Below are 24,683 nucleotides of genomic sequence, written 5' to 3'. Positions count from 1 at the left end.
CGCGTGCGCGCGGTGACAGTTCGGCAAGGAAAGGGCCGCGCGGCGAACGCGGCGTCAGTGTACCTGGTAGCGCGGCTGATAGTCGCCGTTGTCGTTATCCGGCTGCGTGGCGCAGAGCTGGGCCAGCGTCTGGCTGCGGAACGGGATAACCTGGAAGCGTTCGCCGGTATTTACGATCTGGTAGAACTGCGGCAGGTTAAAGTTGATAAAGCTGGAGCCGTAGGTAAAACGATCGTGCGAAGAGGAGTAAAAACGGCTGACGTCGCGCACCAGCTCCTCTTTGCTGCCTTCGCAGTGGTGATAGACCTCGACGCGGTTGGTTTCATCCAGAATATAGATATTGAAACCCTGCTCGTCGGTGGTGTCTTCGAAGAAGAACTGAATAATGCCTTCGCTGGCGTAGCCGTTCACCACCGGCGGCAGCGGCGTCTGGTTCGACTCCACTTTGATCGACAGACCGTGCAGCTTGTTGTTGGAGATCGCGCCGTAAAACTCCACGGCATTTTCCAGCTTCTGTACCGAGACGCTCATGCGCTCAAAGAAGAGTCCCCACGTCTGGCCAGCCATGCGCAGCGCCTTAAAGCGGCCCGGCTCCTGACGCGTGCTGGAGAGACGCAGCTCAATGCATTCAGAGACGAGTTGCTGAACGCGCGTGCGGATCAGCCCGCGCAGATGCTGGCTGTAGCAGAACACTTCAACCGTGTCCGGCGGCGCAGCGTCCTGGTGCATTTTGCCCAGAATGGTTTTTAACGCCTCGATCATCGCCTGCTCGCCGTTGAAGTGCAGCGTACGCACTTCATTCCACGAGTTGCGGTAGAGCAGATCGATGCTGCCGATCAGGCACTGCTGCTGTTGACCGAAGCTAAAGACGTCGAGCTTACGGAAATCGAAATGCACCACCTGGTTGCGGAAAGCGGAGGTCGGATCGTGCTCAAGGTTGACGATAATCGCCAGATGGCGGATTTCGCATGGGCTGTAGAGCGCTTTCGGCGTCGGCGCAGGCAGACGCAGCGGAAAATGGGACGACACGTCGTTCACCAGCTCCTGCAGGCGTGCCAGATCGCAGATCTCGTTGCCTTTGATATGCAGACGCGTCTTGCTGGTCAGCAAGCCGTTGAACCATGCCCAGGCCACCAGCTTATTCAGGTAGCGGTTATACTCCAGCGGCTGATGGCTGATGATTGAGTTCATGTCCGGCGCCTGGTTATAGAGATACCAGCCTGAGCGGTTGGCGCGGCCAGCGGGGACATGAATAAAGGTGAGATTCTCTTCCGACAGATCGGGCGAAATCTGCGGGTTGACCAGCGTGACTTTGCCAGGCAGCGCTTCAAAAGCGGCGTACAGTTTACGCGTCAGCACGCCGATATCCTGCGGACTCGCGCTGACGCTTAAATTGTTGCGGCGGGCAAAACGGATCAGGTTGCGATAGCTCTGCATCATCGCATCCAGCAGTTCGTTATGCGCCTCGCGCACGCGTTCGATTTTCCAGCCGCCGCGATTATCGAGGATTGCCAGTTTCTCCTCGTCCCAGCCCCACTCTTTCACCAGCTGCGACAGGATCTCGCGTCGCCAGCCTGAGCGGCTGCTGTTTTCGTCGGTACTCAGCTTCTCGCACACTTTCAGATAGAAACAGCGGCGCACCAGATCGAGACGCGGCTGATCGTCCATGCTGGTCAGATAGTGCGTCACGCGCTCCAGCATCATGCAGTAAGGATCAAGGCCAAAGCTGACGATTTCGCCGTCGTGCAGACGCTGTTTAATATCCATCGCCAGCAGCTGCGTGTTGGGATACTCCCAGCTGTACGCTTCCAGCAGCAGGGTTTTCAGCACCGCCTTATAGGGCGAGTCGATACTTTTATAGAGCTGCCACAGGCTGGCGCCGAAATACTCTTCCGCCGACAGCGTGCCGAGTCCGCCAAGATCGAGCCACTCGTTAGGCGTCAGCACGCCCTGCGCATAAAGCGACATCACATAGTCGTCGTAGTGATGTTCCTCTTCGCAGGGCACCATATTCCACAGGATGCGTTTACCCGCCATACGTACGGCGGTACGGTAGAACTCATCCAGCAGCAGGATATGTTGCGTCGAGCCGCAGTCTTCTGCGCCGAGACTGCCGCTTTCATTATGGCGGAAGCGGTTTTCATCAATCAGGAAGAAGCTGACTTCCACGCCCATCGACACGCACCACTTCTGCAACAGCGTGCATTTGCGCTGCAGGTTGAGACGCTCTTCGTTGTCCAGCCAGGATTGATGGCAGACCCAGATATCGAGGTCAGAGACGCTGTTCTGACCGACCGACGAGGTGCTGCCCATGGAGTAGATGCCGGTAATCGGCATTTCGCCGGTGCGCGACACGTCCAGCGTCAGTTCTTGGCCGCCCGCCAGTTCGCGCATCAGCAGAAGCTGGTTTTCTTCAGGCGTGAAGAAGCTGATACCGCGGGGAACGTTACCGTCAAAGTAACCCGGCATGAGCGGATGATGATAATGCAGTAAGGTCGGCAGCAGACTGTATACGTGCTGGAAAGCAGGTCCCATCGCAGCCAGCGCGCGATCGACGCGCAGCTGATTAATGGCATCCAGTCTCTGTTTCAGTGTCTCAATGTAGAGGTACAAGACGTTTCGCCTGATTGTCCCAGTGTTTAAGCAACCTGTCTCCGAAACCTGCCGCTTAATAATCGAAAAAGATGGGCAGATTATTGCTGGAAACGTGATCAATCTAACACCTGGCAGATTGACCGTAAAGAAAGTTGCGCTACTTAACAGTTTAGCACGTTCCTGTTCGCTTCCTGCGCTTTCGGACACCGGTATCCGCTTCATCCTCTTTTAACTGGCGAATCTTCCCGCCTGCCCGGTCAAATAATCCGTTGAAACTGTCAGCCTCAGGCCGACAATGATAGGATATTCGGTGAACGATCAAAATGGTTAACAGCATGTTAGACAAAATTTTCAGAATTGCTACAAGACAAAGTCCTCTTGCGCTCTGGCAGGCACATTATGTCCAGCAACGCCTGATGGCCGCGCATCCGGGCCTGCGCGTTGAGCTGGTGCCTATGGTCACTAAAGGCGACGTCATTCTCGATACGCCGCTGGCGAAAGTGGGCGGTAAGGGCCTCTTTGTCAAAGAGCTTGAGCTGGCGATGCTGGAAAATCGCGCCGATCTCGCCGTCCATTCAATGAAAGATGTGCCGGTCGCGTTCCCAGAAGGATTAGGGCTGGTCACGATTTGCGAACGCGAAGATCCGCGCGACGCCTTCGTCTCAAATCACTACAACTCGCTTGATGAGCTGCCGGCGGGCGCGGTGGTGGGCACCTCCAGCCTGCGTCGCCAGAGCCAGATTAGCGAACGCCGTCCCGATCTGGTGATCCGCTCGCTGCGCGGCAATGTCGGGACGCGCCTGTCGAAGCTCGACGCCGGCGAATATGACGCCATTATTCTGGCGACCGCCGGACTGAAGCGTCTGGAGCTTGAAGCGCGCATTCGTCAGCCGTTGCCAGCGGAAATTTCTCTGCCCGCTGTCGGCCAGGGTGCGGTGGGCATTGAGTGCCGCCTCGACGACAGCGAGCTGATCGGGCTGCTGCAGGCGCTTAACCATGACGATACCGCCGTGTGCGTCAAAGCCGAGCGCGCCATGAACACGCGCCTGGAAGGCGGTTGTCAGGTGCCGATTGGCAGCTTTGCGCTGCTGGAAGGCGACGAGCTGTGGCTGCGTGGTCTGGTCGGCGCGCCGGACGGCAGCGTAATGGTGCGCGGCGAACGTCGCGGCCCGCGCGCCGAGGCGGAGGCGATGGGAATTTCTCTCGCCGAAGAGCTGCTCAGCAAAGGCGCGCGCGATATTCTGCGCGACGTTTACCAGGGGCAGCCGCCGCTATGACGATTCTGGTCACTCGCCCGGAGCCTGCAGCCAGCGCGCTGGTGACTCGCCTGCGCGCGCTTGGCCGCGAGGCGTGGAGCCTGCCGCTGATTGAGTTTGCGCCGGGCAGCGACCTTGATCGTCTGCCGCAACAGCTTGCCGCGTTACGCAAGGACGACCTGGTTTTTCTGCTTTCTCAGCAGGTGATCCACTATGCACAGCCCGCGCTGGCGCGCCACAACGCAGCGTGGCCCGCAGACGTGGACTATTATGCAATTGGTCGCAGCACCGCGCTGGCGTTTCATACCGCCAGCGGTCGTCACGTTGACTATCCGCACGCGCAGGAAACCAGCGAAGCGCTTATCAATATGGCGGCGTTGCAGCGGGTGTCCGGTAAGAAAGCGCTGATTTTACGAGGAAATCCAGGGCGCGAACTGCTGGCGGAAACGCTGACCGATCGCGGTGCGGAAGTCTCGTTCAGCCAGTGCTACCAGCGCTGTCAGAAGCACTACGACGGCCCGGTTGAAGGCCGACGCTGGCGCAACCGCGACATCACAACGCTGGTGGTCAGCAGCGGTGAAATGTTACAACAGCTTTTTTCTCTGTTCCCCGCAGTCGATCGCGAGGAATGGTTATTACGCTGCCGACTGGTTGTCGTCAGCGAACGTTTGGCTACGCTGGCCAGTGAACTGGGCTGGCAGGATATTCAGGTAGCCGATGGTGCCGATAACGATGCGCTGCTGCGCGCGTTACGCTGAACTTAATCATGGGATGTGCCACAGATGACGGAACAAAAAGCGACCTCCGCCACGGTTGAAGAGACTACGCCAGCGGCAGATACTTCGCCCTCTTCCCGCCAGCAACCGCCGCGCGACAAAAAGAGCGGCGGCATGGTGCTGGGCGCAGTGGCGATTATCATCGCCTTGGCCACCGGCGCGGGTTTATACCTTAACGGGAAACATCAGGCTGAACTTCAGGCGCAGGCGAATCAGAGCCTGAGCGATAAGCTGAACGCCTTGCAGCAGCAAGCGAGCAGCGACAAACAGCAGCTGGCTCAGCAGCTCAGCAGCGCGCAAAACGCGCTGAACGACGCGCGCACCCAGCAGGCCGCCACGGCGAAGGAGCTAGAGACGCTGCGTGAAAAAGTCGCCACCATCTCTGGCAACGATGTGCACGCCTGGCTGGTATCGCAGGCCGATTACCTGGTGAAACTGGCGGGCCGCAAGCTCTGGAGCGATCAGGATGTCACTACGGCGGCGGCGCTGCTGAAAAGCGCCGATGCCAGCCTGGCCGATATGAACGATCCGAGCGTAAACAACGTGCGCCGCGCGCTGACGCAGGATATCAGCACGCTCTCGGCCATCAACCAAATCGATTATGACGGCATTATTCTGAAGCTGAACCAGCTGTCGAACGGCGTCGATAACCTGCGCCTGGCGGACAACGACAGCGACGACGCGCCGATGGACAGCGATGGCGGTGAGCTGACCTCCTCGCTGCGCGAATGGCGTCAGAATCTGGTGAAAAGCTGGCATAACTTTATGGATGATTTCATCACTATTCGCCGCCGCGACAATACGGCGCAGCCGCTGCTGGCGCCGAACCAGGACGTCTATCTGCGTGAGAACATTCGCTCGCGTCTGCTGATCGCCGCGCAGGCGGTGCCGCGTCATCAGGACGAAATTTATAAGCAGTCTATCGACACCGTATCCAGCTGGGTTCGCGCCTGGTACGACACTAACGATCCCGCGACCAAAGCCTTTCTGGCGCAGCTGGACGAACTGAGCCAGCAGAGCATCAATATGAATCTGCCGGATAATCTGGAAAGCCAGCCGCTTATCGATAAGCTGATGCAGACACGCGTGCGCAACCTGATCGCGCAGCCTTCCGTCGCCGCCGATCAGCAAGGAGGCTAAGCGCATGCTTAAGGTATTTATCCTGTTCGTCCTGCTTATCGCCGGCATTGTGGTAGGCCCGATGATTGCCGGTCATCAAGGCTATGTGCTGATTCAGACTGATAACTGGAACGTAGAAACCAGCGTAACCGGACTGGTGATCATTCTGATCGTCAGCCTGCTGATTATTCTGGGCGTTGAATGGCTGCTGCGTCGTCTGTTTCGCACCGGCGCACGCACCCGAGGCTGGTTTACCGGTCGCAAACGCCGTCGCGCGCAGCGCCATACCCAGACCGCGCTGATGAAGCTGGCTGAAGGCGATCACCGCCAGGTTGAAAAACTGCTCTCTAAAGATGCCGATCACGCTGATGTGCCGGTAGCCAACTACCTGCTGGCGGCCGAAGCGGCGCAGCAGCGCGGCGATGAAATCCGCGCCAACCAGCATCTTGAGCGGGCCGCTGAACTGTCGGACAACGACGTTATTCCGGTCGAAATCACCCGCGCGCGTATCCTGCTGGCGCGTAACGAAGATCACGCCGCGCGTCACGCCATCGATCGACTGCTGGAAGTCGCGCCGCGCCATCCGGAAGTTCTGCGGCTGGCGGAGCAGGCTTACGTGCGCACCGGCGCATGGAGCTCGCTGATTGATATTCTGCCCGCGATGGAAAAATCGCAGGTTGGAGATGAACAGCATCGCGCCGACCTGCAGCAGCAGGCGTGGCTGGGTCTGATGAATCAGGCGATGGCCGATCAGGGCAGCGACGGCCTGAAACGCTGGTGGTCAAATCTGAGCCGCAAAACGCGTCAGCAAACGGCGCTGCAGGTGGCGATGGCTGACCATCTGATTGAGTGCGACGATCATCAGACCGCGCAGGATATCGTGCTGGACGGCCTCAAGCGACATTACGACGATCGTCTGGTGCTGCTGATGCCGCGCATTAAAAGCAGCAATCCGGAAGCGCTGGAGAAAGCGCTGCGCCAGCAGATTAAGCAGCATGGCGCGACGCCGCTGCTGCACAGCACGCTGGGGCAGTTGCTGATGCGCCATGGCGAATGGCAGCAGGCCGTTGACGCGTTCCAGCAGGCGCTGGCGCAGCGTCCCGACGCTTTTGACTACGCATGGCTGGCGGACGCCTACGACCGTATGCATCGCCCGGAAGAAGCAGCAAAAATGCGCCGTGAAGGCTTACTGCTGACGCTGAAAAACAACCCGAATGCTTAATGTTGTTGTTACTTGTTTATGCCGGGCTTGCCCGGCTTTTTTTTGCCCTTTATCCGCACCAAAAAAAACACCTGCCAGAGGCAGGTGTAAAATCAGGTCGGTAAGACAACCTTAAGGTATCCGACTCAACGGTATGTCTGATGACCCTGCAAGGCGTAAGCGATGCAGGCAGGCAGACAACGGATACCCAAAAGTGGCTCTGCGTCATTCCCAGGTTTATGCAGCATCAGCAGACATAAGAGGTGGAATGAGCATCTACGCGATAATTATTGCACAGCGCGTGCCAGGTTGCTGAAGATAAAATAAAAGCTTTAATTTCAATGATCTGAAACCCACGGCTCAGGCGAAGAAACCAGAAGTTGTCTGTAACAGGCGACAAACAGCTAAGGTGCCGTCTCCTTTTTGAGACGATGAAGCGCATTTATTTTTAATATCTGTTAAATCAATAAATTAGTCGTCTCCAGAAAGAGACAATGCGTCTGTTGCTGTCACAGAGGCCGATCTTCTTATCCTCATTTTCTACAGACGAAAAAAAACCTGCTTTTTCAAGCAGGTTTATAAAATGGTCGGCGAGAGAGGATAACGCTTATCTGCGATAAGCGCCCTTCGGGCCGTTGCTGCGCAACGTTGTCTCGCTTCGCTCGGCGCAAACCTCCTTCGGAGGTTCTCATCCTCATTTTCTACAGACGAAAAAAAACCTGCTTTTTCAAGCAGGTTTATAAAATGGTCGGCGAGAGAGGATTCGAACCTCCGACCCACTGGTCCCAAACCAGTTGCGCTACCAAGCTGCGCTACTCGCCGATAATTTTTATTGTTTTGTTTTGCCTGGTGCGAAGAGAGGGACTTGAACCCTCACGTCCGTTAAGACACTAACACCTGAAGCTAGCGCGTCTACCAATTCCGCCACCTTCGCGTATCCCAGCAAAATCTGGGGTGGCTAATGGGACTCGAACCCACGACAACTGGAATCACAATCCAGGGCTCTACCAACTGAGCTATAGCCACCACAATTCAGTATGTTGCAAGTCTCTGACCTACAGCATGTAACTCTTTACTAACGCGGTAATGTAACCACCGCAGCTCCTGCGCACAAACTAAATGGCGCGCCCGACAGGATTCGAACCTGAGACCTCTGCCTCCGGAGGGCAGCGCTCTATCCAGCTGAGCTACGGGCGCGTAGCGCCGTTGCGGATGGGCATACTACGGACTTGGGGTGATGCTGTCCAGTGCTTTTTTAATAAAAAAACGCGTTTGATTACGCTTTGTGCATTTCGTCGAGTAATGCAGCACTCTGGCTATTTCCCCAGCGAAAAAACGCCGCAGTAATCAGTGATATCAGAGATCGCCGCGCCAGTGATAGCGCAAATATTTGATCAGTTTTAACTGGCGGCGCAGTCGGCTGGGCTGTCGAATCAGACGATAGAGCCATTCCAGTCCAAGATGCTGCCAAATCTTCGGCGCACGCTTCACCTGTCCCGTAAACACATCATAGGTTCCGCCAACGCCCATATAGAGTGCATGCGGCCAGCGCGCGCGGCAATCGCGCATCAGCAGCTCCTGACGCGGCGATCCCAGCGCCACGGTGACGATACGCGCGCCGCTGGCGGCGATGCGGGTAAAAAGCGCATCGCGATCGGCTGGCGCGAAGTAGCCGTTCTGCGCGCCGACGATATTCAGGTTCCACTGGCGACGCAGCTTATTGCAGGTTTCATCCAGCACCGCCTGTCGCCCGCCAATCAAAAACACCGGCGTGCCCTGCCGTCCGGCGCGCTCCATCAATGCCTCCCACAAATCCGCGCCCGCTATACGCTGCACCTCGGCATGGGGATATTTTTTACGGATGGAGCGCACAATACTGATGCCGTCGGGATATTTGAACTCCGCCTCCTGCAACAGCGCGCGCAGCTCGTCATCCTGCTCTGCCGTCAGTATCTTTTCGGCATTAATCGCCACTAACGTTCCGCTGCGTACCGCCTCGTCCGGCAGCAGAAAATCCACAAACGCGGACATACTGTCGAAACCATACAGCGACACGCCGCGTATCTCATACTGCGGCGCTTCTGGTAACCTTGTCATGGTTGAGTTTTGTTTCCCTGTTATGCCAGAGGCGTTAAGTGGAGCTCTGTAAAACCTGGCCGCCGCGACGTCGAATCAGCCCGGCGCGATCCAGCAGCCAGTAAAGCATCTTCGCCACGCCGAGGCTGGCCAGAAAAATTAAAGCGAAAAAGACCACGCGGGAGCCGAACGCATCCAGCCCCTCGCGCGCCAGCACAATCATATTGAACACCGCGCCAAAGCAAAAACTCTGCATAATCGCGCCGCTGTAGCGGTTGCTGGCGTCGCGGCCGCGCAAATAAAGCGTATCGAAGCCCTTAATAATCAACCCGACCGCCACCGCGCCCGGCAGAATAAACCAGACGCCGCCCATTACCAGCAGCGAGCCCAGCAGCGTAGGCGAAATCGCCAGGCCTGAATGGTTGTTCAGCACTTCCCAGGTAAAGTAGTTAGCGCTGTTCAGCACCATCGACGGCCTGCCCGGCCACAGCCAGCCGGGAATATAGACATAGAAGTCGCGCCAGACGGGCGCCAGCCCCTGAAATTCTATTTTGGAATAATTTTCCAGCAGCAGTGCCAGGTTCTCCCACGGCGAAAACGTATCGCGCGTCAGGTAAAGAAACGTGTAAACCGCCTCTTCGCCGAGCACGTTAAGGTTATAGCGCCGCAGCGCCAGCCAGAACATGCCGCCTATCGCCAGAACCCCCGCCGCCGCCAGCATCCACAGGCTGATCCAGCCGCGCGTGATGCCGATAAACAAGAACAGGGCAAAAGCGATAATGATATTGGCGCGCGTACCGCCGACCAGCGCGTAGGTCAGCAGGCCGAAGGCGACCGTGACCACCAGAAACAGCAGCCAGTTACGCTGCGTAGGACGCAGAAAATAGAGGATCAGCATCGCCGGAATAAAGAAATAGAAAAAGCGCTTCAGCGCCACGCCGGAGACTTCGCTGGAGAAAATCTGGTTATAGGCGGTCAGGCGGAACAGCAGAAAGCCGTTGTTCAGGAAAAATACCGTCACCGTACCGATAGCGACCAGCGCCAGCAGCACGCAGGTCAGGTGCGTCTCGACGCGATTCATCTGCAGCCAGGGTCTGGCGCGCGGCACCGTCGCAGGCCGCAGCCGCACCTTATAGCTGACGTAATAAACGGCATAGAACGCCGTCGCCGACAGCAGCGCCTGCAGCAGATACTCAGGCGGCACCACCTCAACGTTAAAGCGGAACACCAGCAGGCTGGTCAGCGGAAACCCGAAATAGAACGTCAGTAAAAACAGCAGGGTAAAAAAGAGGTGAAAATTAAAGCGTACGCGCCTGAACTCCCGCCAGGTCAGCGTCAGGATAAAACCCAGCGACAGCAGATAAACCACCAGCAGACCGCTGAACTGCATCAGGTTCATGAGGACTCCCTTTCACAATGGCGCAATGCCTCGCGCCAGCCCGTCACATAGCCCGGTGCGAAAAAAGCGATGGCCTGTTTGTCGCAGCTCGCCAGCTGACGGCGCGCTTCAGCCACGCTCCCGCTGTCCAGCGCATCGCTGCTAAACAGCACCGGCAGCCCCTGCTCGCTGAGATCGCGCCAGAACGGGTTGCGTCGGTTAAGCACAAAAGGCACGTTGGCCTGAATCAGCAGGCAGAGCGTTCCAATACCCTGCTGCCGCTCGAACATAAAATAACCTAAATGACAGCGGGCGAGCAGCGCTAAATAGTCATCAAAGGCGAGATTGCTGCGCAGCAGCTCCACCTGTCCTTCAGGAAAAAGCCTCTCTGCCGCTGTCGCCACCTCGTTGATGTAGGCTTCATTGTTCGGCGGATAGCCCAGCGGCACGACGATGCGCACCTCTGTGCCAAACTGCTGGCGAATAGACGTTAAGCCTTCAATATGGCGATTGCTGGCGTCGCCGGAATTGCCCAGTACGATAGTAAAACGCGCTTCCGGCGCGCTTTGCGGCGCGGTGGAGGGCATCTTCGTTGGAAAATAGAGCCGCGCGGCAGGCACGCGGGGATGCCGCTGCTGGTAATAGTGTAAATCGCCGAGAGTGGCGAAAACCTGCGCCACGCGCCCCTGCGCGATACGTCGCAGCAGATAAAAGAGGCGGAACTTCAGGCTGCGCGACTCTTCATAAAGGTCGGCGCCCCAGACGTGCCAGTAGAGTTGGCTGGAGCGGATCTTGCCGCTCAGCAGCGCCAGCCAGATGCCGGGATTAAACTGACCGTGGCAGAAAAAACGCTGCTCGCGGTTTTTCGCCCGCGCCGTCAGCGCCTGTGCCAGCGCCTTCTTCGAACCAAAGGTCTCAATAGCAAGATTGCTGAAAGCGGCGAGCGAGGCGGGCTGCTGCGTCACCACCATAAAATGGCGCGGCTGATCGACAGGCAGCTCAACGCTTAACACATCGTTGAAAAAGCGCAGCACCGTTTGATTGTGATGAGGGATATCCGATCCCAGAACGTGTATTAACGTCATTTTTTCCGGTAATAAACCATAAATGCGCCGCAGCAGAGCGCGAAATAACAGAGATAGGTCGCCATATAGGCCTGCGCCGCGCCGGTCGCTCCCGACAGCGGGATCAGCCAGCGCGAGAAGAGCGTCAGCAGCACGAACTGGCTGATTTCGGCCAGAATATAAAAGCGCAGCGACGCCTTAGCAATCACCAGATAACCGAAAACATAGGCGCCGACCTTAAACACATCGCCGCACAGCTGCCAGACAAAGAGATCGCGCATGGCGTGAAACGCCGGAGAAAAGAGCAGCCAGATCGCCAGATCGCGCAGCAGCCAGACGCAAAAGCCGACTGCCGCCACGGCAGGCAGAACAAAGCGCAGCGCCCGCATGATTTCGCGCGCAATATCGCGCTTCTGCTCCAGACGCGCCAGCGTCGGCAATAGCCAGACGCTGAAGGTGGCGGTAATGAACTGCAGCCAGGCGTCCGAGATGCTGGTGACGCCCTGCCACAGACCGACCTGCGCCCAGCCGTCATGTTGCGCCAGCAGGTTACGCATCATGACCCAGGCTACCGGCAGCGTCACCGAGGTTATCAGCGCCATCAGGGTAAATTTCGCCAGGCTGCGCGCAAAGTCTGACTGCCACTGTGGCTTCAGCCAGCCGAGCGGCAGAGGGACGCGTCGCTTTAGCAGCGCAAATGCCGGTACGACAACCAGCGCAGGCACCAGCGCAAACCCCACCAGCGCGCCCGCATAACCGCCAATCCACCAGCACAGCACATAGGCCGCGACGCCGATTAAGCTGCCGATGATCAGCGCCAGCGCGTTGCCGCGCGCGTCGCGGTAGCCTTTCAGCAGCGCCAGCGCCAGGTTAGCCCAGGCGATGCCGAACTGAAGGAAGGCGACAATGCGCACCACATTCTCGAAGCGCGTGTGGCCGAACAGCGCCTGGCTAATCGGCGCAGCCGCCAGCAGGAAAACCAGCGCCAGCAGCGTGGAAAAGCCCAGCACCATCGCGGATGCGGTACCCAGCAGCGCACGTAGCGACTCCGGCTGATGCTGATACTTTGCCACAAAGGTAGTGACGCCATTAAAGATGCCTGCGCCCGCCAGCACGCCCAGAACGGTGATCAGCTGGCGAAAGTTACCTGCCTGCCCGACGCCTTCCGGGCCGAAACTCACCGCCAGCAGCTTCACCACCAGCAGCCCGGCAGCGATTTTCACCAGCGTGGACGATGCCGTCCACACCGACGCTCTGGCCAGCGACATCAGGCGAAGAAGCTCAGTAAGGAACTAATAACCGTATTCTGGTTATTGTCCGTGAGGTTATAAAACAGCGGCAGGCGCAGCAGTCGCTCGCTCTCGCGAGTAGTAAAAAGATCCTCGCCGTGAAAGCGGCCAAACTCTTCGCCGGCGGGAGAGCTGTGCAGCGGGATATAGTGAAAAACCGTCAGGATCTCCGCCTCTTTCATCCAGCTAATCAGCGCCTGGCGATCGTCGCTGTCGCGCAGTTTGATATAGAACATATGCGCATTGTGCTCGCAGGCGGCAGGCAGCGACGGTAACTCGATGCGCCCTTTCGCCGCCAGCGGCTGCAGCGCGTCGTAGTAGCGCTGCCACAAGCGTAAACGCTGCTGGTTGACGCGCTCGGCCGCCTCCAGCTGCGCCCACAGGTAGGCTGCCTGCAGATCCGCCATCAGATAACTTGAGCCGATATCACGCCAGGTGTACTTATCCACCTGGCCACGGAAAAACTGGCTGCGGTTAGTGCCCTTCTCGCGAATTATTTCGGCACGCTCGATTAGCGCCGCATCGTTGATCAGCGTCGCGCCACCTTCGCCGCCCGCGGTGTAGTTCTTGGTTTCATGGAAGCTGAAGCAGCCGATATGGCCGATAGTGCCCAGCGCGCGGCCCTTGTAGCGCGACATCACGCCCTGCGCCGCATCTTCGATCACCCAGAGCTTATATTGCGCCGCCAGCGCCATAATAGCGTCCATTTCGCAGGCCACGCCCGCGTAGTGCACCGGCACGATGGCGCGTGTTTTCTCGGTGATCGCCGCTTCGATTTTGCTTTCGTCGATATTGAGCGTATCCGGGCGAATATCCACGAAGACGATAGTCGCGCCGCGCAGTACAAAGGCGTTGGCGGTAGAGACAAAGGTATAGCTCGGCATAATCACTTCATCGCCGGGCTGAAGATTAATCAGCAGCGCTGCCATCTCCAGCGACGCGGTACACGACGGCGTTAGCAGCACTTTTTTGCTGCCGAAGCGCTGCTCCATCCACTGCTGACAGCGACGGGTAAAGCCGCCGTCGCCGCACAGTTTGCCGCTGGCCATCGCCGACTGCATATATTCAAGTTCGCTACCCACTATCGGCGGCGCGTTAAATGGGATCATGACCTTTCCTGTAGAACCAGTAAGCGGTGCTTTCCAGCCGGGCACCACTGCGTAAATAGAGTCGCATCGCCGAGAGGTTGCTGAGCTGCGTCGCAACGCGCAGACGGCTAAGCTGGCGAACCCGCCCCCAGTCTGCGCCTGCCAGCAGCAGGCGCTGCCCGATGCCGTTGCCCTGCGCATGAGGCAGGACGCCCAGCAGCCCGACGCGCGCGTCGCCTTCCGTCTCGCGCAGCGAGATAAAACCCTGCAGCGCGCCGGATTCATCGCTGGCGATCAGGCACTGATCATCAAAAGTGCCGCGCACCGCGTTTTCAATCCACTGGGCGTAAAAGCGGCCGCTGGCGTCCGCATCGAACCAGGGCGCACGAAAGCGGCTCTGCACGAAAATCTGCGCCGCCGCTGCGCGCAGCGCGTCGATTTGCGCTTCACGGGCGATGCGGATGCCGCTCTGCCGTTCAGTGCGTTTAATATTAATAGCCAGGTCCGCTTCACCTTCCGCCAGCTGAAAACCCTGCTGGCAAACGGCGTCGATCGCCTCAAGGCGGTCGGCAGGCACTTTGATTTGCCATAACCCGGCCGGATGGCGCAGCGCCTCGTCCAGCGGCAGCTCTCCATCGAGATCGAGGCGCGCTGTCTCACAGCCAAAAAAGGCGCTTTCCCACGCCAGGGGATTAATACTGACGCGGACGGGCATGTAGGAGATCCAGCAGATACTGGCCGTAGCCGGTTTTTGTTAATGCCTCACCGGCTGCACGCAGCTGGTCGTCACTCAGCCAGCCGTTGCGCCAGGCAATCTCTTCCAGACAGGCGACTTTGAATCCCTGTCGCTTTTCCACCGTCTGTACGAAGGTGCTGGCTTCAATCAGGCTGTCGTGCGTGCCGGTGTCGAGCCAGGCAAATCCGCGGCCTAACAGCTCGACAGAGAGCTGACCGCGTGCCAGATACATCTGGTTGATAGCGGTAATTTCCAGCTCGCCACGCGCTGAAGGCTTGACCAGCTTCGCAAACTCCACGACCTGATTATCGTAAAAATAGAGGCCCGTTACCGCCCAGCGCGATTTTGGCGCGCTGGGTTTCTCTTCGATAGAGAGCGCGTTAAACGCGTCGTCAAATTCCACCACGCCAAAGCGCTCGGGATCCATAACCTGGTAGCCAAACACCGTCGCGCCCTGCTCGCGAGCGGCGACTTTCCTTAATTTAGGGCTGAAGCCCTGACCAAAATAGAGGTTGTCGCCTAACACCAGGCAGCAGTTATCGCCGTCGATAAAGTCTTCGCCGATAATAAACGCCTGAGCCAGACCGTCCGGGCTTGGCTGCATCGCATAGCTAAGGTGAATGCCGAACTCGCTGCCGTCGCCCAGCAGGCGCACAAAATGATCGCGATCCTCCGGCGTGGTGATCAGCAGGATGTCGCGAATGCCCGCCAGCATCAATACCGACAGCGGATAGTAGATCATCGGCTTGTCGTAAACAGGTAGCAGCTGTTTAGAGATTGCGCGCGTGATGGGATGAAGACGCGTGCCTGAACCGCCCGCCAGAATAATACCTTTCATCGCTTCTGCTCCTCAGACGCCATCATAAGCGCGACGCAGCCAGGCCAAGCCGCTCGCCGCGATAGCGCCCGTCCAGAATAGCCTGCCACCATGCCTGATTATTTAAATACCAGAGCACGGTTTTACGCATACCGCTTTCAAAGGTTTCCTCTGGCATCCAGCCCAGCTCACGCGCAATCTTACTGGCGTCGATGGCATAGCGCTGATCGTGCCCTGGACGATCCGCGACAAAGGTAATCAAATCGCGGTAGTGGGCAAGACCTGCGGCTTTACGTTCCGGCGCCAGCAACTCCAGTAAATCGCAGATGGCGTGCACCACATCGATATTACGCTGCTCATTGTGTCCGCCGATATTGTAGGTCTCGCCTACCTTGCCGCTGCTCACTACGCGATAGAGCGCGCGCGCGTGATCTTCGACATAAAGCCAGTCGCGGATCTGTTCACCGTTGCCGTAAACCGGCAATGGCTTGCCCGCCAGCGCATTAATGATGGTGAGCGGAATCAGCTTTTCCGGGAAATGGCAGGGCCCATAATTGTTTGAACAGTTGGTTACGATAACGGGCAGGCCATAAGTCCGAAGCCAGGCGCGCACCAGATGATCGCTGCTGGCTTTGGTTGCAGAATAAGGACTGCTGGGCGCATAAGGCGTGGTTTCGGTGAAAAACGCCTCGGGGTCCAGCAGATCGCCGAACACTTCATCAGTCGAAATATGATGGAAGAGAAAAGCTTCGCGCCGCTGCGCGTCCAGTTTGTTCCAGTAAGCACGCGCCGCTTCCAGCAACTGGTAAGTGCCGACAATATTGGTTTCGACAAAGGCGATCGGGCCGTCAATAGAACGATCAACGTGGCTTTCCGCTGCCAGATGCATAACGCAGTCAGGCTGATAGCGCGTAAAAACCGCGTCCAGCGCCGGACGATCGCAAATATCGACCTGCTCGAAAGCGAAGCGCGCATTCTGCATGACGCTGGCCAGCGAGGCGAGATTGCCTGCATAGCTGAGCTTGTCGACTACGACTATGCGGTGATCTGTCTCTTCGATAAGAAAACGCACCAGCGCCGAGCCGATAAAGCCCGCGCCGCCCGTGATCAAAAATTGCTTCACCGCCATACTCCCCGCGTATCCACAATCCAGGACTGGGTAACCTGGGAGGCGTCAACGGCGCGGAAATGGTCATGATCCACCAGCATTACCAGCACGTCGGCCTGTGCCAGCGCCTGCTCGCGGGAGACCAGCTCAGCTTTGTCACCGAGCGAGGCGGGCAGCGCGGCGATATGCGGTTCCACCACCCAGCTCTGGCCGCGGTGCCATTCGGCAATCATCTGCGCGACCTGCATCGCCGGGCTTTCGCGTAGATCGTCGATATTGGGTTTAAACGCCAGGCCGAAGCAGGCAATAACGATCTCATCGGCGCGCTTGCCGCTCTGGGTCAGGCAGTCAGCCAGCGCTGCCTTGACCTGATTAAGCACCCAGTGCGGCTTGCTGTCGTTCACTTCCCGCGCGGTGCGGATCAGTCGCGCCAGCGACGGGTTCTGCGCCACGATAAACCAGGGATCGACTGCAATGCAGTGCCCGCCGACGCCAGGGCCAGGCTGCAAAATATTGACGCGCGGGTGGCGGTTCGCCAGCGCAATCAGTTCCCAGACGTTAATTCCCTGATCGGCGCAGATTAGCGACAGCTCATTGGCGAAAGCGATATTGACGTCGCGGAAGCTGTTTTCCGTTAGCTTGCACAGTTCCGCCGTACGCGCGTTGGTCTCAACGCATTCCCCCTTCAGGAAAATGCGATAGAGCGCGCTGGCCTGTGCCGAGCAGGCGGGCGTCATGCCGCCGATCACGCGGTCGTTATGAATCAGTTCCTGCATGATTTTGCCCGGCAGCACGCGCTCCGGACAGTAGGCGATAAAGATATCCGGTTCGCCGCCGTGTTGCGGAAAACGGAGATCCGGACGCGTTACCGCCAGCCACTCTGCCATCTGCTCCGTCGCGCCAACCGGTGAGGTCGATTCCAGAATAACCAGGTCGCCTTTTTTCAATACCGGCGCGATCGATTCCGCCGCCGCCTTAACGAAGCGCAAATCGGGCTGATGATCCGCCATAAAAGGCGTCGGCACAGCGATCAGGAAAGCATCGGCCGCTTCAGGCTGCGTGGTAGCGCGCAGAAAGCCTTGGGTAACCGCGTCATGAACGACTTTGTCCAGCGCAGGCTCGACGATATGGATTGCCCCGCGATTAATGGTTTCTACCGCGTGGGCGTTAATATCAACGCCCACGACGTTTTTCTCCTGCGACGCAAAAACGGCTGCGGTCGGCAGCCCGATATAGCCCAGGCCAATCACGGAAATGGTGTCAAAACTCATAGGTTAACTCGGGTATCTTTTAAGGCTTGCAGAATGCGCTGACAGGCGTTGCCGTCGCCGTAAGGGTTATGTGCGCGGCTCATGGTTTGCCACGCCGCGTCGTCGGTCAGCAGCAGGCTGGCTTCGGCCACGATTTTTTCCACATCGGTGCCGACCAGCTTCACGGTGCCGGCATCAACCGCTTCGGGACGCTCGGTAGCGTCGCGCATGACCAGCACCGGCTTGCCCAGCGATGGCGCTTCTTCCTGAATGCCGCCTGAATCGGTCAGGATCAACCAGGCGCGGTTCATCAGCCAGACAAAAGGCAGATACTCCTGCGGCTCGATCAGCACAATATTGTCGATGCCGCTAAGGATGCGGTTTACCGGCTCGCTGACGTTGGGATTGAGGTGCACCGGATAGACGATCTGCGCGTCAGGATGCTGGCGCGCGATACGCGCCAGCGCGCTGCAGATGCGCTCAAAGCCATCGCCAAAGCTTTCACGTCGATGGCCAGTAACCAGCACCAGCTTTTTCTCGCTGTCGAGGAAAGGATAGTGCCCCGCGAGCTGTGCGTTGAGGCTGGGATCGGCGATAACCCGATCGCGCACCCACAGCAGCGCGTCAATCACCGTATTGCCGGTCACGAAGATACGCGCATCGGGCAAATTTTCCGCCAGCAGGTTCTGGCGCGATCGTTCAGTGGGCGTAAAGTGCAGGCGGGCAAGATGGCCCGTTAGCTTGCGGTTGCCCTCTTCCGGCCAGGGCGAGGTCAGATCGCCGGTGCGCAGTCCCGCCTCGATATGAGCGACCGGAATCTGGTGATAAAACGCAGCCAGACTGGCGGCAAGCGTCGTGGTCGTATCGCCATGCACCAGCACCACGTCGGGTTTGAAATCGAGCAGTACGGTTTTCATGCCTTGCAAAATGCGGCAGGTGATCTCCGTTAATCCTTGCTCAGGGCGCATGATGTTCAGGTCGTAATCTGGCTGCAGCGCAAAGAGGCGCAGCACCTGATCCAGCATTTCGCGGTGCTGCGCCGTAACGCACAGGCGCGACTCAAACGCAGGATCCTGCGCCAGCGCCTGCACCAGCGGCGCCATTTTTATCGCCTCCGGGCGAGTCCCGAATACTGTAAGCACTTTCACGCGGTATCTCTCACTGATCTGGCGCCGGAACGGCGCGCCAGCGCCACGCCTGCGCCCGTCAATGCGCCTAACGCGCCCCACATAATCATCATAAACAGACGACGCGGACTGTCGCGCGAAACCGGCTCTTCCGGCGTACGCAGATAGCGGTAGGTCTGGAAGGTTCGGTTTAACGTCGGCCCGGCGCTCAGGGTCGTGAGCATCGCTCTGTTCTGATCGTAACTGATATCGTAAGTCGGCCCGGTCGCCTGCAGCGTTTCCAGCTGCGCCTGCAGCTGCGGCTCGCCGAGCAGGAAGAGATCGCTGTCGGCGATCGGCTCGCGCGCGTCGCGCGAACGATTCTCATGAATGCCCTGCTGACTGGCCACCTTCAGCGCCTGCTGCAGGCGGTGCTGCTGACGCTGGAAAACAGCGTTCGCCACATCCTCCTGCCGTTTCACCTGCGCCCGCAGCTGCTCGCTGCGCGCCTGCCAGGCACCCTGCAGTTCGCCGTTAAGGTGGCGCGCCGCACGCTCGCTAGCAAAGGCAATATATTGCCGCAGCAGGTTATTGGCGTCGCCAGCGGTTTCCGCAATCAGCTTAACGCTGTCACGCGTGTTACGCGCCGTATCGGCGGGCAGGAACTGGATATTAGCGACCATATCGTCCAGCAGCGCGGCGTCGTTGTGCGCGTTGCCTGAGCGGCGGCTTTTATAATACTCCGTCTGCTGCCAGAAGTCGCGGCGCGTATCCCAGGCACCCAGTTGCATAATAAATTCCTGATAAACCTCGTCCATAATGGTTGGCGAGGAGGTCGCCAGACTAAGCGTATTATTGCGCACGTCGAGGTTGTTCAGAAATTGCTCCTGCGCGTAATAGTCGCCGAGCATATTTACCGTCGGACGATCGGTAATCGCCGTGGTGCTCCACGCCTGCGTCATCAACAGCGAAGCGAGCCAGGCGACCAGCGCGAAAAGCAGCGCCAGCCCGATAATCCAGCGCTTACCGCGCCATAACGTGCAGCCCAGCCCGCGAATATCCAGTTCGTTATCTGCAACCTCAGAGGTCATAACAAGGCAATCCTTATCAGGGTAATTTTTTCTTAGCATCGCCGTGAGCGTTCAGACGACGTTTTATACGACGAATCAGGCGCGCCACGCGCCAGGCGTGTTTCAGGCAATAGCCGTAAAACATAAACGCCACCATAAACAGCACCAGCATCACCCATTCAGGGATAAAAGCGAGATATTCGCCAAGCACGCCGATGCCGGCGAGAATAGCGGCTGCCACGGTGATCAGCACAAACGCCTGACGCGAGGTGAAGCCGGCGCGCATGATCAAATGGTGAATATGCTGGCGATCAGCGGAAAAGGGACTCATGCCTTTGCGCAGGCGGCGATACATAATCGCCACCATATCCATCAGCGGAATGGCGATCAGCCAGAGTGCAGTGACGGGCGTAATCGGATGGCTTAACCCCTGCGTGGTCTCCAGCAAAATCCAGATAATGGTAAAACCAATCATGGTGCTGCCCGCGTCGCCCATAAAGACTTTATAGCGGCGGCCGAGGAACCCCAGATTCAACAGGATGTAGGGAATAGTGGCGGCGATCATGGCGAAGCACCACATCGCGAGGCTGTATTGACCGTCGAAGCAGAGAATAATACCCATCGCCGCAAAGGTGACGGACGAAAGACCGCCCAGCAGGCCGTCAATGCCGTCCACCATATTAAAGGCGTTAATTGCGGCCCAGACGGCGAACAGCGTCAGAACGTAGCCGAACGGCCCTACCACCAGCTCCACCGGGCCGATAATAAAACCGAGACTGAGCAGATAGAGCTTGGCACCCACCATCATCGCTACCGCTACGGCAGCCTGCACGATGGCGCGGATTTTAACGCTGATATCGAAACGGTCGTCGAGCGCGCCGACCAGCACCAGCAGTCCTGCGCAGATAAGATAGAGCGTAGCGTGCGGCAGATAAAACCGGGTGATGAGAAACATAAAGCAGATGCCGGCATAGACGGAAATACCGCCGACCAGCGGAATCGCGCCGTGATGGCGTTTACGGGAATTTGGCGTATCGACCAGGCCTATTTTTTTAGCCGCTTTGCGCGCAAAAAAGATAAAGACTAAAGAAAATAGAAAAGTAAGCCCCAGCTCAGTACTCATAGTGAGTAAATTCACGTTTAACGCTCTCAGCTAAAATCAGGGACAGGATAAACAAACTGCATGTTTTTGCCTTTCATCCCGAGTCCGAATTCTGCTTCCGACCACGCGCGCATGGTTAATTTTTGCGCACTGCCGCCGCAGTCATTATAAATGCTCCTGCCAGCGGTAATCCTAATGCGCACAAATAAAAAACGCCACGTTAAGACGTGGCGTTAGGGCGATTTCCTGCGCATTTAGGCTAAAAAAGCCGGTTTAGCCGTTTCGATCGGTCGATGCAGGATTACGAGCGCTTCATCATATCGAAGAATTCGTCGTTGGTTTTGGTCATTGCCAGTTTGTTGATGAGGAATTCCATCGCGTCGATTTCGCCCATTGGGTGAATGATTTTGCGCAGGATCCACATCTTCTGCAGCTCTTCCTGAGAAGTAAGCAGCTCTTCTTTACGCGTACCGGAGCGGTTGTAGTCAATCGCCGGGAAGACGCGTTTTTCAGCTATTTTACGGGAGAGATGCAGCTCCATGTTACCGGTGCCTTTAAACTCTTCGTAGATCACTTCGTCCATCTTCGAACCGGTGTCGATCAGCGCGGTTGCAATGATGGTCAGGCTGCCGCCCTCTTCCACGTTACGCGCGGCACCGAAGAAACGTTTCGGACGATGCAGGGCGTTGGCATCAACACCACCGGTCAATACCTTGCCGGAAGCCGGCACGACGGTGTTGTAGGCACGCGCCAGACGGGTGATGGAGTCGAGCAGAATAATGACATCTTTCTTGTGCTCAACCAGGCGCTTCGCCTTCTCGATCACCATTTCGGCGACCTGAACGTGGCGTGAAGCCGGTTCGTCGAAGGTAGAGGCGATAACTTCGCCTTTGACCAGACGCTGCATCTCGGTCACTTCTTCCGGACGTTCGTCAATCAGCAGTACCATCAGCACGCAGTCTGGATGGTTATAGGCGATGCTCTGCGCGATATTCTGCAGCAGCATGGTTTTACCCGCTTTCGGCGGCGCGACGATCAGACCACGCTGGCCGCGGCCGATCGGCGAAGCCAGATCCAGCACGCGTGCGGTAAGGTCTTCCGTCGAACCATTGCCGCGCTCCATGCGCAGACGGCTGTTGGCGTGCAGCGGCGTCAGGTTTTCGAACAGAATCTTACTACGCGCGTTTTCAGGCTTATCGTAGTTAACCTCGTTAACCTTCAGCAGTGCAAAGTAGCGCTCGCCCTCTTTCGGCGGACGAATTTTGCCGGAGATGGTGTCACCAGTGCGAAGGTTGAAACGGCGAATTTGGCTGGGAGAAACGTAGATATCGTCGGGACCGGCGAGGTAGGAGCTGTCTGCGGAGCGGAGGAAACCAAATCCGTCCTGCAGTATCTCCAGCACACCATCACCGAAGATGTCCTCGCCGCTCTTCGCGTGCTGTTTGAGGATGGCGAAAATAATATCCTGTTTGCGCATACGCGCCAGGTTTTCCAGCCCCATATTTTCGCCGAGGGTTATCAGCTCAGAAACCGGCGTATTCTTTAATTCGGTAAGATTCATAGTGATGGGTTCTTAAACTCGGGGTAATTCTCGAAATGTTGGTCGTGAATGGTATGGCTTAATATTCCATGCCTGTTAATGGCGCTTTCAACTCTTCTCGACGATCATCGTCAGGGATGGCGACTGGAAGCGAGAGAGACGGTTGAAATGCGATGCCAAAGTTGGTGCTAACCGTCAGAATTGTCAAACCGCTGCATACGGAACGTGCTTCAGGGTTTAACAAAGGAAATCTTTAAGATGCAAACTACAAGGTAAGTGCGTAATGCAGTGAAAGTAACTTAGCACGCTAAAATGCGAACGTCCAGCAGTGGAAGAAAATTCGCCACCGCCGAACGTTCTCGTCCTTACGCCAGGTTGGCGTTCAGGAACTCTTTAAGCTGGCTTTTAGACAGCGCGCCGACTTTGGTCGCCGCGACTTCACCGTTTTTGAACAGCAGCAGCGTCGGAATACCGCGGATGCCGTACTTCGGCGCAGTGCCCGGGTTGTCGTCGATGTTCAGCTTGGCGATAGTGAGCTTACCGTCGTACTCTTCGGCAACTTCGTCGAGAATCGGGGCGATCATTTTGCAAGGACCACACCATTCAGCCCAGAAATCAACCAGCGTGACACCTTCTGCTTTCAGAACGTCTGCATCGAAACTGTCATCGGTGAGGTGAACGATTTTATCGCTGCTCATGTATTTCTCCACAAGATTATGCCTGGCGAATTGGCGTAAAGTTTACCAACGAAGGTTGACTTTATTTCATCGGATACGCTTTCGTAAAGCGATAGTAAGCTGATATTCTACCACACTATGAGCAAAACACACTTAACAGAACAGAAGTTTTCCGACTTCGCCCTGCACCCTCTGGTCGTGGAAGCCCTTGATAAAAAAGGCTTTCATAACTGCACGCCTATTCAGGCGTTAGCTCTGCCCTTTACGCTCTCAGGGCGTGATGTCGCAGGCCAGGCGCAAACCGGTACCGGCAAAACGATGGCGTTTCTGACGTCAACGTTTCATCATCTTCTCTCTCACCCCGCGCAGGAAGGCCGTCAGATCAATCAACCGCGCGCCCTGATCATGGCTCCGACGCGTGAACTGGCAGTGCAAATCCACGCCGACGCCGAACCGCTGGCGCAGGCGACCGGCCTGAAACTGGGCCTGGCTTACGGCGGCGACGGTTACGACAAACAGCTTAAAGTGCTGGCCGACGGCGTAGATATTCTGGTCGGTACGACAGGCCGCCTGATCGACTACGCTAAACAGAATCACATTAACCTCGGCGCGATCCAGGTACTGGTGCTGGACGAAGCCGATCGCATGTTCGATCTCGGCTTTATTAAAGATATTCGCTGGCTGTTCCGCCGCATGCCGCCTGCGACGCAGCGCCTGAGCATGCTCTTTTCCGCCACGCTCTCATGGCGCGTGCGCGAACTGGCTTTCGAACACATGAACAACGCCGAGTACGTTGAGGTGGAGCCAGAGCAGAAAACCGGGCACCGTATTAAAGAAGAGCTCTTCTACCCGTCGAACGAAGAAAAAATGCGCCTGCTGCAGACGCTGCTGGAAGAAGAGTGGCCGGATCGCGCCATCGTCTTCGCCAATACCAAGCATCGCTGCGAAGATATCTGGGGCCATCTGGCGGCGGACGGCCATCGCGTCGGCCTGCTGACCGGCGACGTTGCCCAGAAGAAGCGCCTGCGCATTCTGGATGACTTCACTAAAGGCGATGTCGATATCCTGGTCGCTACCGACGTTGCGGCGCGCGGTCTGCATATTCCTGCGGTTACCCACGTCTTTAACTACGATCTGCCTGACGATCGCGAAGACTACGTTCACCGTATCGGCCGTACCGGTCGCGCGGGCGCAAGCGGACATTCGATCAGCCTGGCCTGTGAAGAGTACGCGCTGAACCTGCCGGCGATTGAAGAGTATATCGGCCACAGCATTCCGGTGAGCAAGTACAACAGCGATGCGCTGATGAACGATCTGCCGCCGCCGAAGCGCCTGGCACGTACCCGCACCGGCAATGGCCCGCGTCGCGGCGGCAACAACGCGAATCGCCGTGGAGCGCCGCGTAATAACAACCGTAAACGTTCAGGTTAATCCA

Annotated in this window: 20 protein-coding genes, 4 tRNA genes and 1 other RNA gene; 5 read left to right on the top strand and 20 right to left on the bottom strand. The window is 57.5% G+C overall.

The features are described from left to right. Nucleotides 1-54: 54 nt before the first annotated feature. Nucleotides 55-2,613 carry a class I adenylate cyclase gene (locus MHZ89_RS18985; RefSeq protein ID WP_311784262.1) on the bottom strand — a complete coding sequence of 853 codons (2,559 nt, stop codon included), beginning with the start codon at nucleotides 2,611-2,613 and terminating at the stop codon, nucleotides 55-57. A gap of 317 nt (nucleotides 2,614-2,930) precedes the next feature. Here MHZ89_RS18985 and hemC point away from each other — a divergent pair, with 317 nt between their 5' ends. The 4 genes from hemC to hemY are packed head-to-tail and all read left to right on the top strand — an operon-like array spanning nucleotide 2,931 to nucleotide 6,968. Beyond that, on the top strand, nucleotides 2,931-3,872 hold the full coding sequence (gene hemC, locus MHZ89_RS18980; protein WP_311784261.1) for a hydroxymethylbilane synthase: 942 nt from the start codon (nucleotides 2,931-2,933) through the stop codon (nucleotides 3,870-3,872). Further along, on the top strand, nucleotides 3,869-4,609 hold the full coding sequence (gene hemD, locus MHZ89_RS18975) for a uroporphyrinogen-III synthase (protein WP_311784260.1): 741 nt from the start codon (nucleotides 3,869-3,871) through the stop codon (nucleotides 4,607-4,609). The genes hemC and hemD overlap by 4 nt, the downstream gene beginning before the upstream one ends. Before the next feature lie 24 nt (nucleotides 4,610-4,633). Further along, nucleotides 4,634-5,767 (top strand): uroporphyrinogen-III C-methyltransferase, encoded by a 1,134-nt coding sequence (gene hemX / locus MHZ89_RS18970; RefSeq protein ID WP_311784259.1) that lies wholly within the window; start codon nucleotides 4,634-4,636, stop codon nucleotides 5,765-5,767. Nucleotides 5,768-5,771: 4 nt separating this feature from the next. After that, nucleotides 5,772-6,968 carry a protoheme IX biogenesis protein HemY gene (gene hemY, locus MHZ89_RS18965; protein WP_311784258.1) on the top strand — a complete coding sequence of 399 codons (1,197 nt, stop codon included), beginning with the start codon at nucleotides 5,772-5,774 and terminating at the stop codon, nucleotides 6,966-6,968. A 563-nt stretch (nucleotides 6,969-7,531) separates the two neighbouring features. On the opposite strand, the gene MHZ89_RS18960 is transcribed toward hemY, so the two are convergent. From MHZ89_RS18960 to trxA, 19 genes are all read right to left on the bottom strand, one after another. After that, a non-coding RNA gene (locus MHZ89_RS18960) (RtT sRNA) lies at nucleotides 7,532-7,659 on the bottom strand. 33 nt (nucleotides 7,660-7,692) lie between these two features. Beyond that, a tRNA-Pro gene (locus MHZ89_RS18955) sits at nucleotides 7,693-7,769 on the bottom strand. A gap of 25 nt (nucleotides 7,770-7,794) precedes the next feature. Further along, nucleotides 7,795-7,881 (bottom strand) — tRNA-Leu (locus tag MHZ89_RS18950). A gap of 16 nt (nucleotides 7,882-7,897) precedes the next feature. Next, nucleotides 7,898-7,973 (bottom strand) — tRNA-His (locus MHZ89_RS18945). 94 nt (nucleotides 7,974-8,067) lie between these two features. Then, a tRNA-Arg gene (locus MHZ89_RS18940) sits at nucleotides 8,068-8,144 on the bottom strand. A gap of 159 nt (nucleotides 8,145-8,303) precedes the next feature. Then, nucleotides 8,304-9,044, bottom strand: coding sequence for a lipopolysaccharide N-acetylmannosaminouronosyltransferase (gene wecG, locus MHZ89_RS18935; RefSeq protein WP_311784257.1), 741 nt, complete (start codon nucleotides 9,042-9,044; stop codon nucleotides 8,304-8,306). Nucleotides 9,045-9,078: 34 nt separating this feature from the next. After that, nucleotides 9,079-10,422 (bottom strand): ECA oligosaccharide polymerase, encoded by a 1,344-nt coding sequence (gene wzyE, locus MHZ89_RS18930; protein WP_311784256.1) that lies wholly within the window; start codon nucleotides 10,420-10,422, stop codon nucleotides 9,079-9,081. Next, nucleotides 10,419-11,486, bottom strand: coding sequence for a TDP-N-acetylfucosamine:lipid II N-acetylfucosaminyltransferase (locus MHZ89_RS18925; RefSeq protein ID WP_311784255.1), 1,068 nt, complete (start codon nucleotides 11,484-11,486; stop codon nucleotides 10,419-10,421). The genes wzyE and MHZ89_RS18925 overlap by 4 nt, the downstream gene beginning before the upstream one ends. Then, the gene (wzxE, locus tag MHZ89_RS18920) at nucleotides 11,483-12,733 is read right to left on the bottom strand and encodes a lipid III flippase WzxE (RefSeq protein ID WP_311784254.1); all 1,251 of its coding nucleotides are present in this window, start codon (nucleotides 12,731-12,733) and stop codon (nucleotides 11,483-11,485) included. The genes MHZ89_RS18925 and wzxE overlap by 4 nt, the downstream gene beginning before the upstream one ends. Next, the gene (rffA, locus tag MHZ89_RS18915) at nucleotides 12,733-13,863 is read right to left on the bottom strand and encodes a dTDP-4-amino-4,6-dideoxygalactose transaminase (RefSeq protein ID WP_311784253.1); all 1,131 of its coding nucleotides are present in this window, start codon (nucleotides 13,861-13,863) and stop codon (nucleotides 12,733-12,735) included. The genes wzxE and rffA overlap by 1 nt, the downstream gene beginning before the upstream one ends. Continuing rightward, nucleotides 13,850-14,557 carry a dTDP-4-amino-4,6-dideoxy-D-galactose acyltransferase gene (gene rffC, locus MHZ89_RS18910; RefSeq protein ID WP_311784252.1) on the bottom strand — a complete coding sequence of 236 codons (708 nt, stop codon included), beginning with the start codon at nucleotides 14,555-14,557 and terminating at the stop codon, nucleotides 13,850-13,852. The genes rffA and rffC overlap by 14 nt, the downstream gene beginning before the upstream one ends. Further along, nucleotides 14,535-15,416, bottom strand: coding sequence for a glucose-1-phosphate thymidylyltransferase RfbA (gene rfbA / locus MHZ89_RS18905; protein WP_311784251.1), 882 nt, complete (start codon nucleotides 15,414-15,416; stop codon nucleotides 14,535-14,537). The genes rffC and rfbA overlap by 23 nt, the downstream gene beginning before the upstream one ends. A gap of 22 nt (nucleotides 15,417-15,438) precedes the next feature. Then, nucleotides 15,439-16,518, bottom strand: a complete 1,080-nt coding sequence (gene rfbB, locus MHZ89_RS18900; RefSeq protein ID WP_311784250.1) for a dTDP-glucose 4,6-dehydratase — start codon at nucleotides 16,516-16,518, stop codon at nucleotides 15,439-15,441. After that, nucleotides 16,515-17,774: a UDP-N-acetyl-D-mannosamine dehydrogenase gene (gene wecC, locus MHZ89_RS18895; protein ID WP_311784249.1), complete on the bottom strand. Its 1,260-nt coding sequence runs from the start codon at nucleotides 17,772-17,774 to the stop codon at nucleotides 16,515-16,517. Before wecC ends, rfbB begins: the two co-directional genes overlap by 4 nt. Continuing rightward, complete coding sequence (gene wecB, locus MHZ89_RS18890; protein ID WP_311784248.1) at nucleotides 17,771-18,901, bottom strand: non-hydrolyzing UDP-N-acetylglucosamine 2-epimerase; 1,131 nt, start codon at nucleotides 18,899-18,901, stop codon at nucleotides 17,771-17,773. Before wecB ends, wecC begins: the two co-directional genes overlap by 4 nt. Next, nucleotides 18,898-19,950: an ECA polysaccharide chain length modulation protein gene (gene wzzE, locus MHZ89_RS18885; protein WP_311784247.1), complete on the bottom strand. Its 1,053-nt coding sequence runs from the start codon at nucleotides 19,948-19,950 to the stop codon at nucleotides 18,898-18,900. The genes wecB and wzzE overlap by 4 nt, the downstream gene beginning before the upstream one ends. Before the next feature lie 16 nt (nucleotides 19,951-19,966). Further along, complete coding sequence (gene wecA / locus MHZ89_RS18880) at nucleotides 19,967-21,052, bottom strand: UDP-N-acetylglucosamine--undecaprenyl-phosphate N-acetylglucosaminephosphotransferase (protein ID WP_311784246.1); 1,086 nt, start codon at nucleotides 21,050-21,052, stop codon at nucleotides 19,967-19,969. A 280-nt stretch (nucleotides 21,053-21,332) separates the two neighbouring features. Continuing rightward, a complete protein-coding gene (gene rho / locus MHZ89_RS18875; protein WP_123801086.1) occupies nucleotides 21,333-22,592 on the bottom strand; it encodes a transcription termination factor Rho in 1,260 nt (419 codons plus the stop codon). Nucleotides 22,593-22,936: 344 nt separating this feature from the next. Beyond that, the gene (gene trxA / locus MHZ89_RS18870; RefSeq protein WP_033754540.1) at nucleotides 22,937-23,269 is read right to left on the bottom strand and encodes a thioredoxin TrxA; all 333 of its coding nucleotides are present in this window, start codon (nucleotides 23,267-23,269) and stop codon (nucleotides 22,937-22,939) included. 117 nt (nucleotides 23,270-23,386) lie between these two features. Between trxA and rhlB the strand changes: the two genes are divergently transcribed. After that, nucleotides 23,387-24,679 (top strand): ATP-dependent RNA helicase RhlB, encoded by a 1,293-nt coding sequence (rhlB, locus tag MHZ89_RS18865; RefSeq protein ID WP_311784245.1) that lies wholly within the window; start codon nucleotides 23,387-23,389, stop codon nucleotides 24,677-24,679. Nucleotides 24,680-24,683 lie beyond the last annotated feature (4 nt).

This window comes from Pantoea sp. ACRSB (genome assembly GCF_022346905.1).
GTDB lineage: Bacteria > Pseudomonadota > Gammaproteobacteria > Enterobacterales > Enterobacteriaceae > Pantoea > Pantoea piersonii.
This window is presented reverse-complemented; position numbering and strand designations above follow the sequence as displayed.

Bases quoted from the DNA above. Each gene is read 5' to 3' on its own strand.
- wzzE (WP_311784247.1), bottom strand. From the start codon at position 19,950: ATGACCTCTGAGGTTGCAGATAACGAACTGGATATTCGCGGGCTGGGC.
- wzxE (WP_311784254.1), bottom strand. From the start codon at position 12,733: ATGTCGCTGGCCAGAGCGTCGGTGTGGACGGCATCGTCCACGCTGGTG.
- rffA (WP_311784253.1), bottom strand. From the start codon at position 13,863: ATGATCCCATTTAACGCGCCGCCGATAGTGGGTAGCGAACTTGAATAT.
- rfbA (WP_311784251.1), bottom strand. From the start codon at position 15,416: ATGAAAGGTATTATTCTGGCGGGCGGTTCAGGCACGCGTCTTCATCCC.
- rho (WP_123801086.1), bottom strand. From the start codon at position 22,592: ATGAATCTTACCGAATTAAAGAATACGCCGGTTTCTGAGCTGATAACC.
- wecG (WP_311784257.1), bottom strand. From the start codon at position 9,044: ATGACAAGGTTACCAGAAGCGCCGCAGTATGAGATACGCGGCGTGTCG.
- wzyE (WP_311784256.1), bottom strand. From the start codon at position 10,422: ATGAACCTGATGCAGTTCAGCGGTCTGCTGGTGGTTTATCTGCTGTCG.
- hemX (WP_311784259.1), top strand. From the start codon at position 4,634: ATGACGGAACAAAAAGCGACCTCCGCCACGGTTGAAGAGACTACGCCA.
- trxA (WP_033754540.1), bottom strand. From the start codon at position 23,269: ATGAGCAGCGATAAAATCGTTCACCTCACCGATGACAGTTTCGATGCA.
- hemY (WP_311784258.1), top strand. From the start codon at position 5,772: ATGCTTAAGGTATTTATCCTGTTCGTCCTGCTTATCGCCGGCATTGTG.
- hemD (WP_311784260.1), top strand. From the start codon at position 3,869: ATGACGATTCTGGTCACTCGCCCGGAGCCTGCAGCCAGCGCGCTGGTG.
- wecA (WP_311784246.1), bottom strand. From the start codon at position 21,052: ATGAGTACTGAGCTGGGGCTTACTTTTCTATTTTCTTTAGTCTTTATC.
- hemC (WP_311784261.1), top strand. From the start codon at position 2,931: ATGTTAGACAAAATTTTCAGAATTGCTACAAGACAAAGTCCTCTTGCG.
- MHZ89_RS18925 (WP_311784255.1), bottom strand. From the start codon at position 11,486: ATGACGTTAATACACGTTCTGGGATCGGATATCCCTCATCACAATCAA.
- rhlB (WP_311784245.1), top strand. From the start codon at position 23,387: ATGAGCAAAACACACTTAACAGAACAGAAGTTTTCCGACTTCGCCCTG.
- rffC (WP_311784252.1), bottom strand. From the start codon at position 14,557: ATGCCCGTCCGCGTCAGTATTAATCCCCTGGCGTGGGAAAGCGCCTTT.
- wecC (WP_311784249.1), bottom strand. From the start codon at position 17,774: ATGAGTTTTGACACCATTTCCGTGATTGGCCTGGGCTATATCGGGCTG.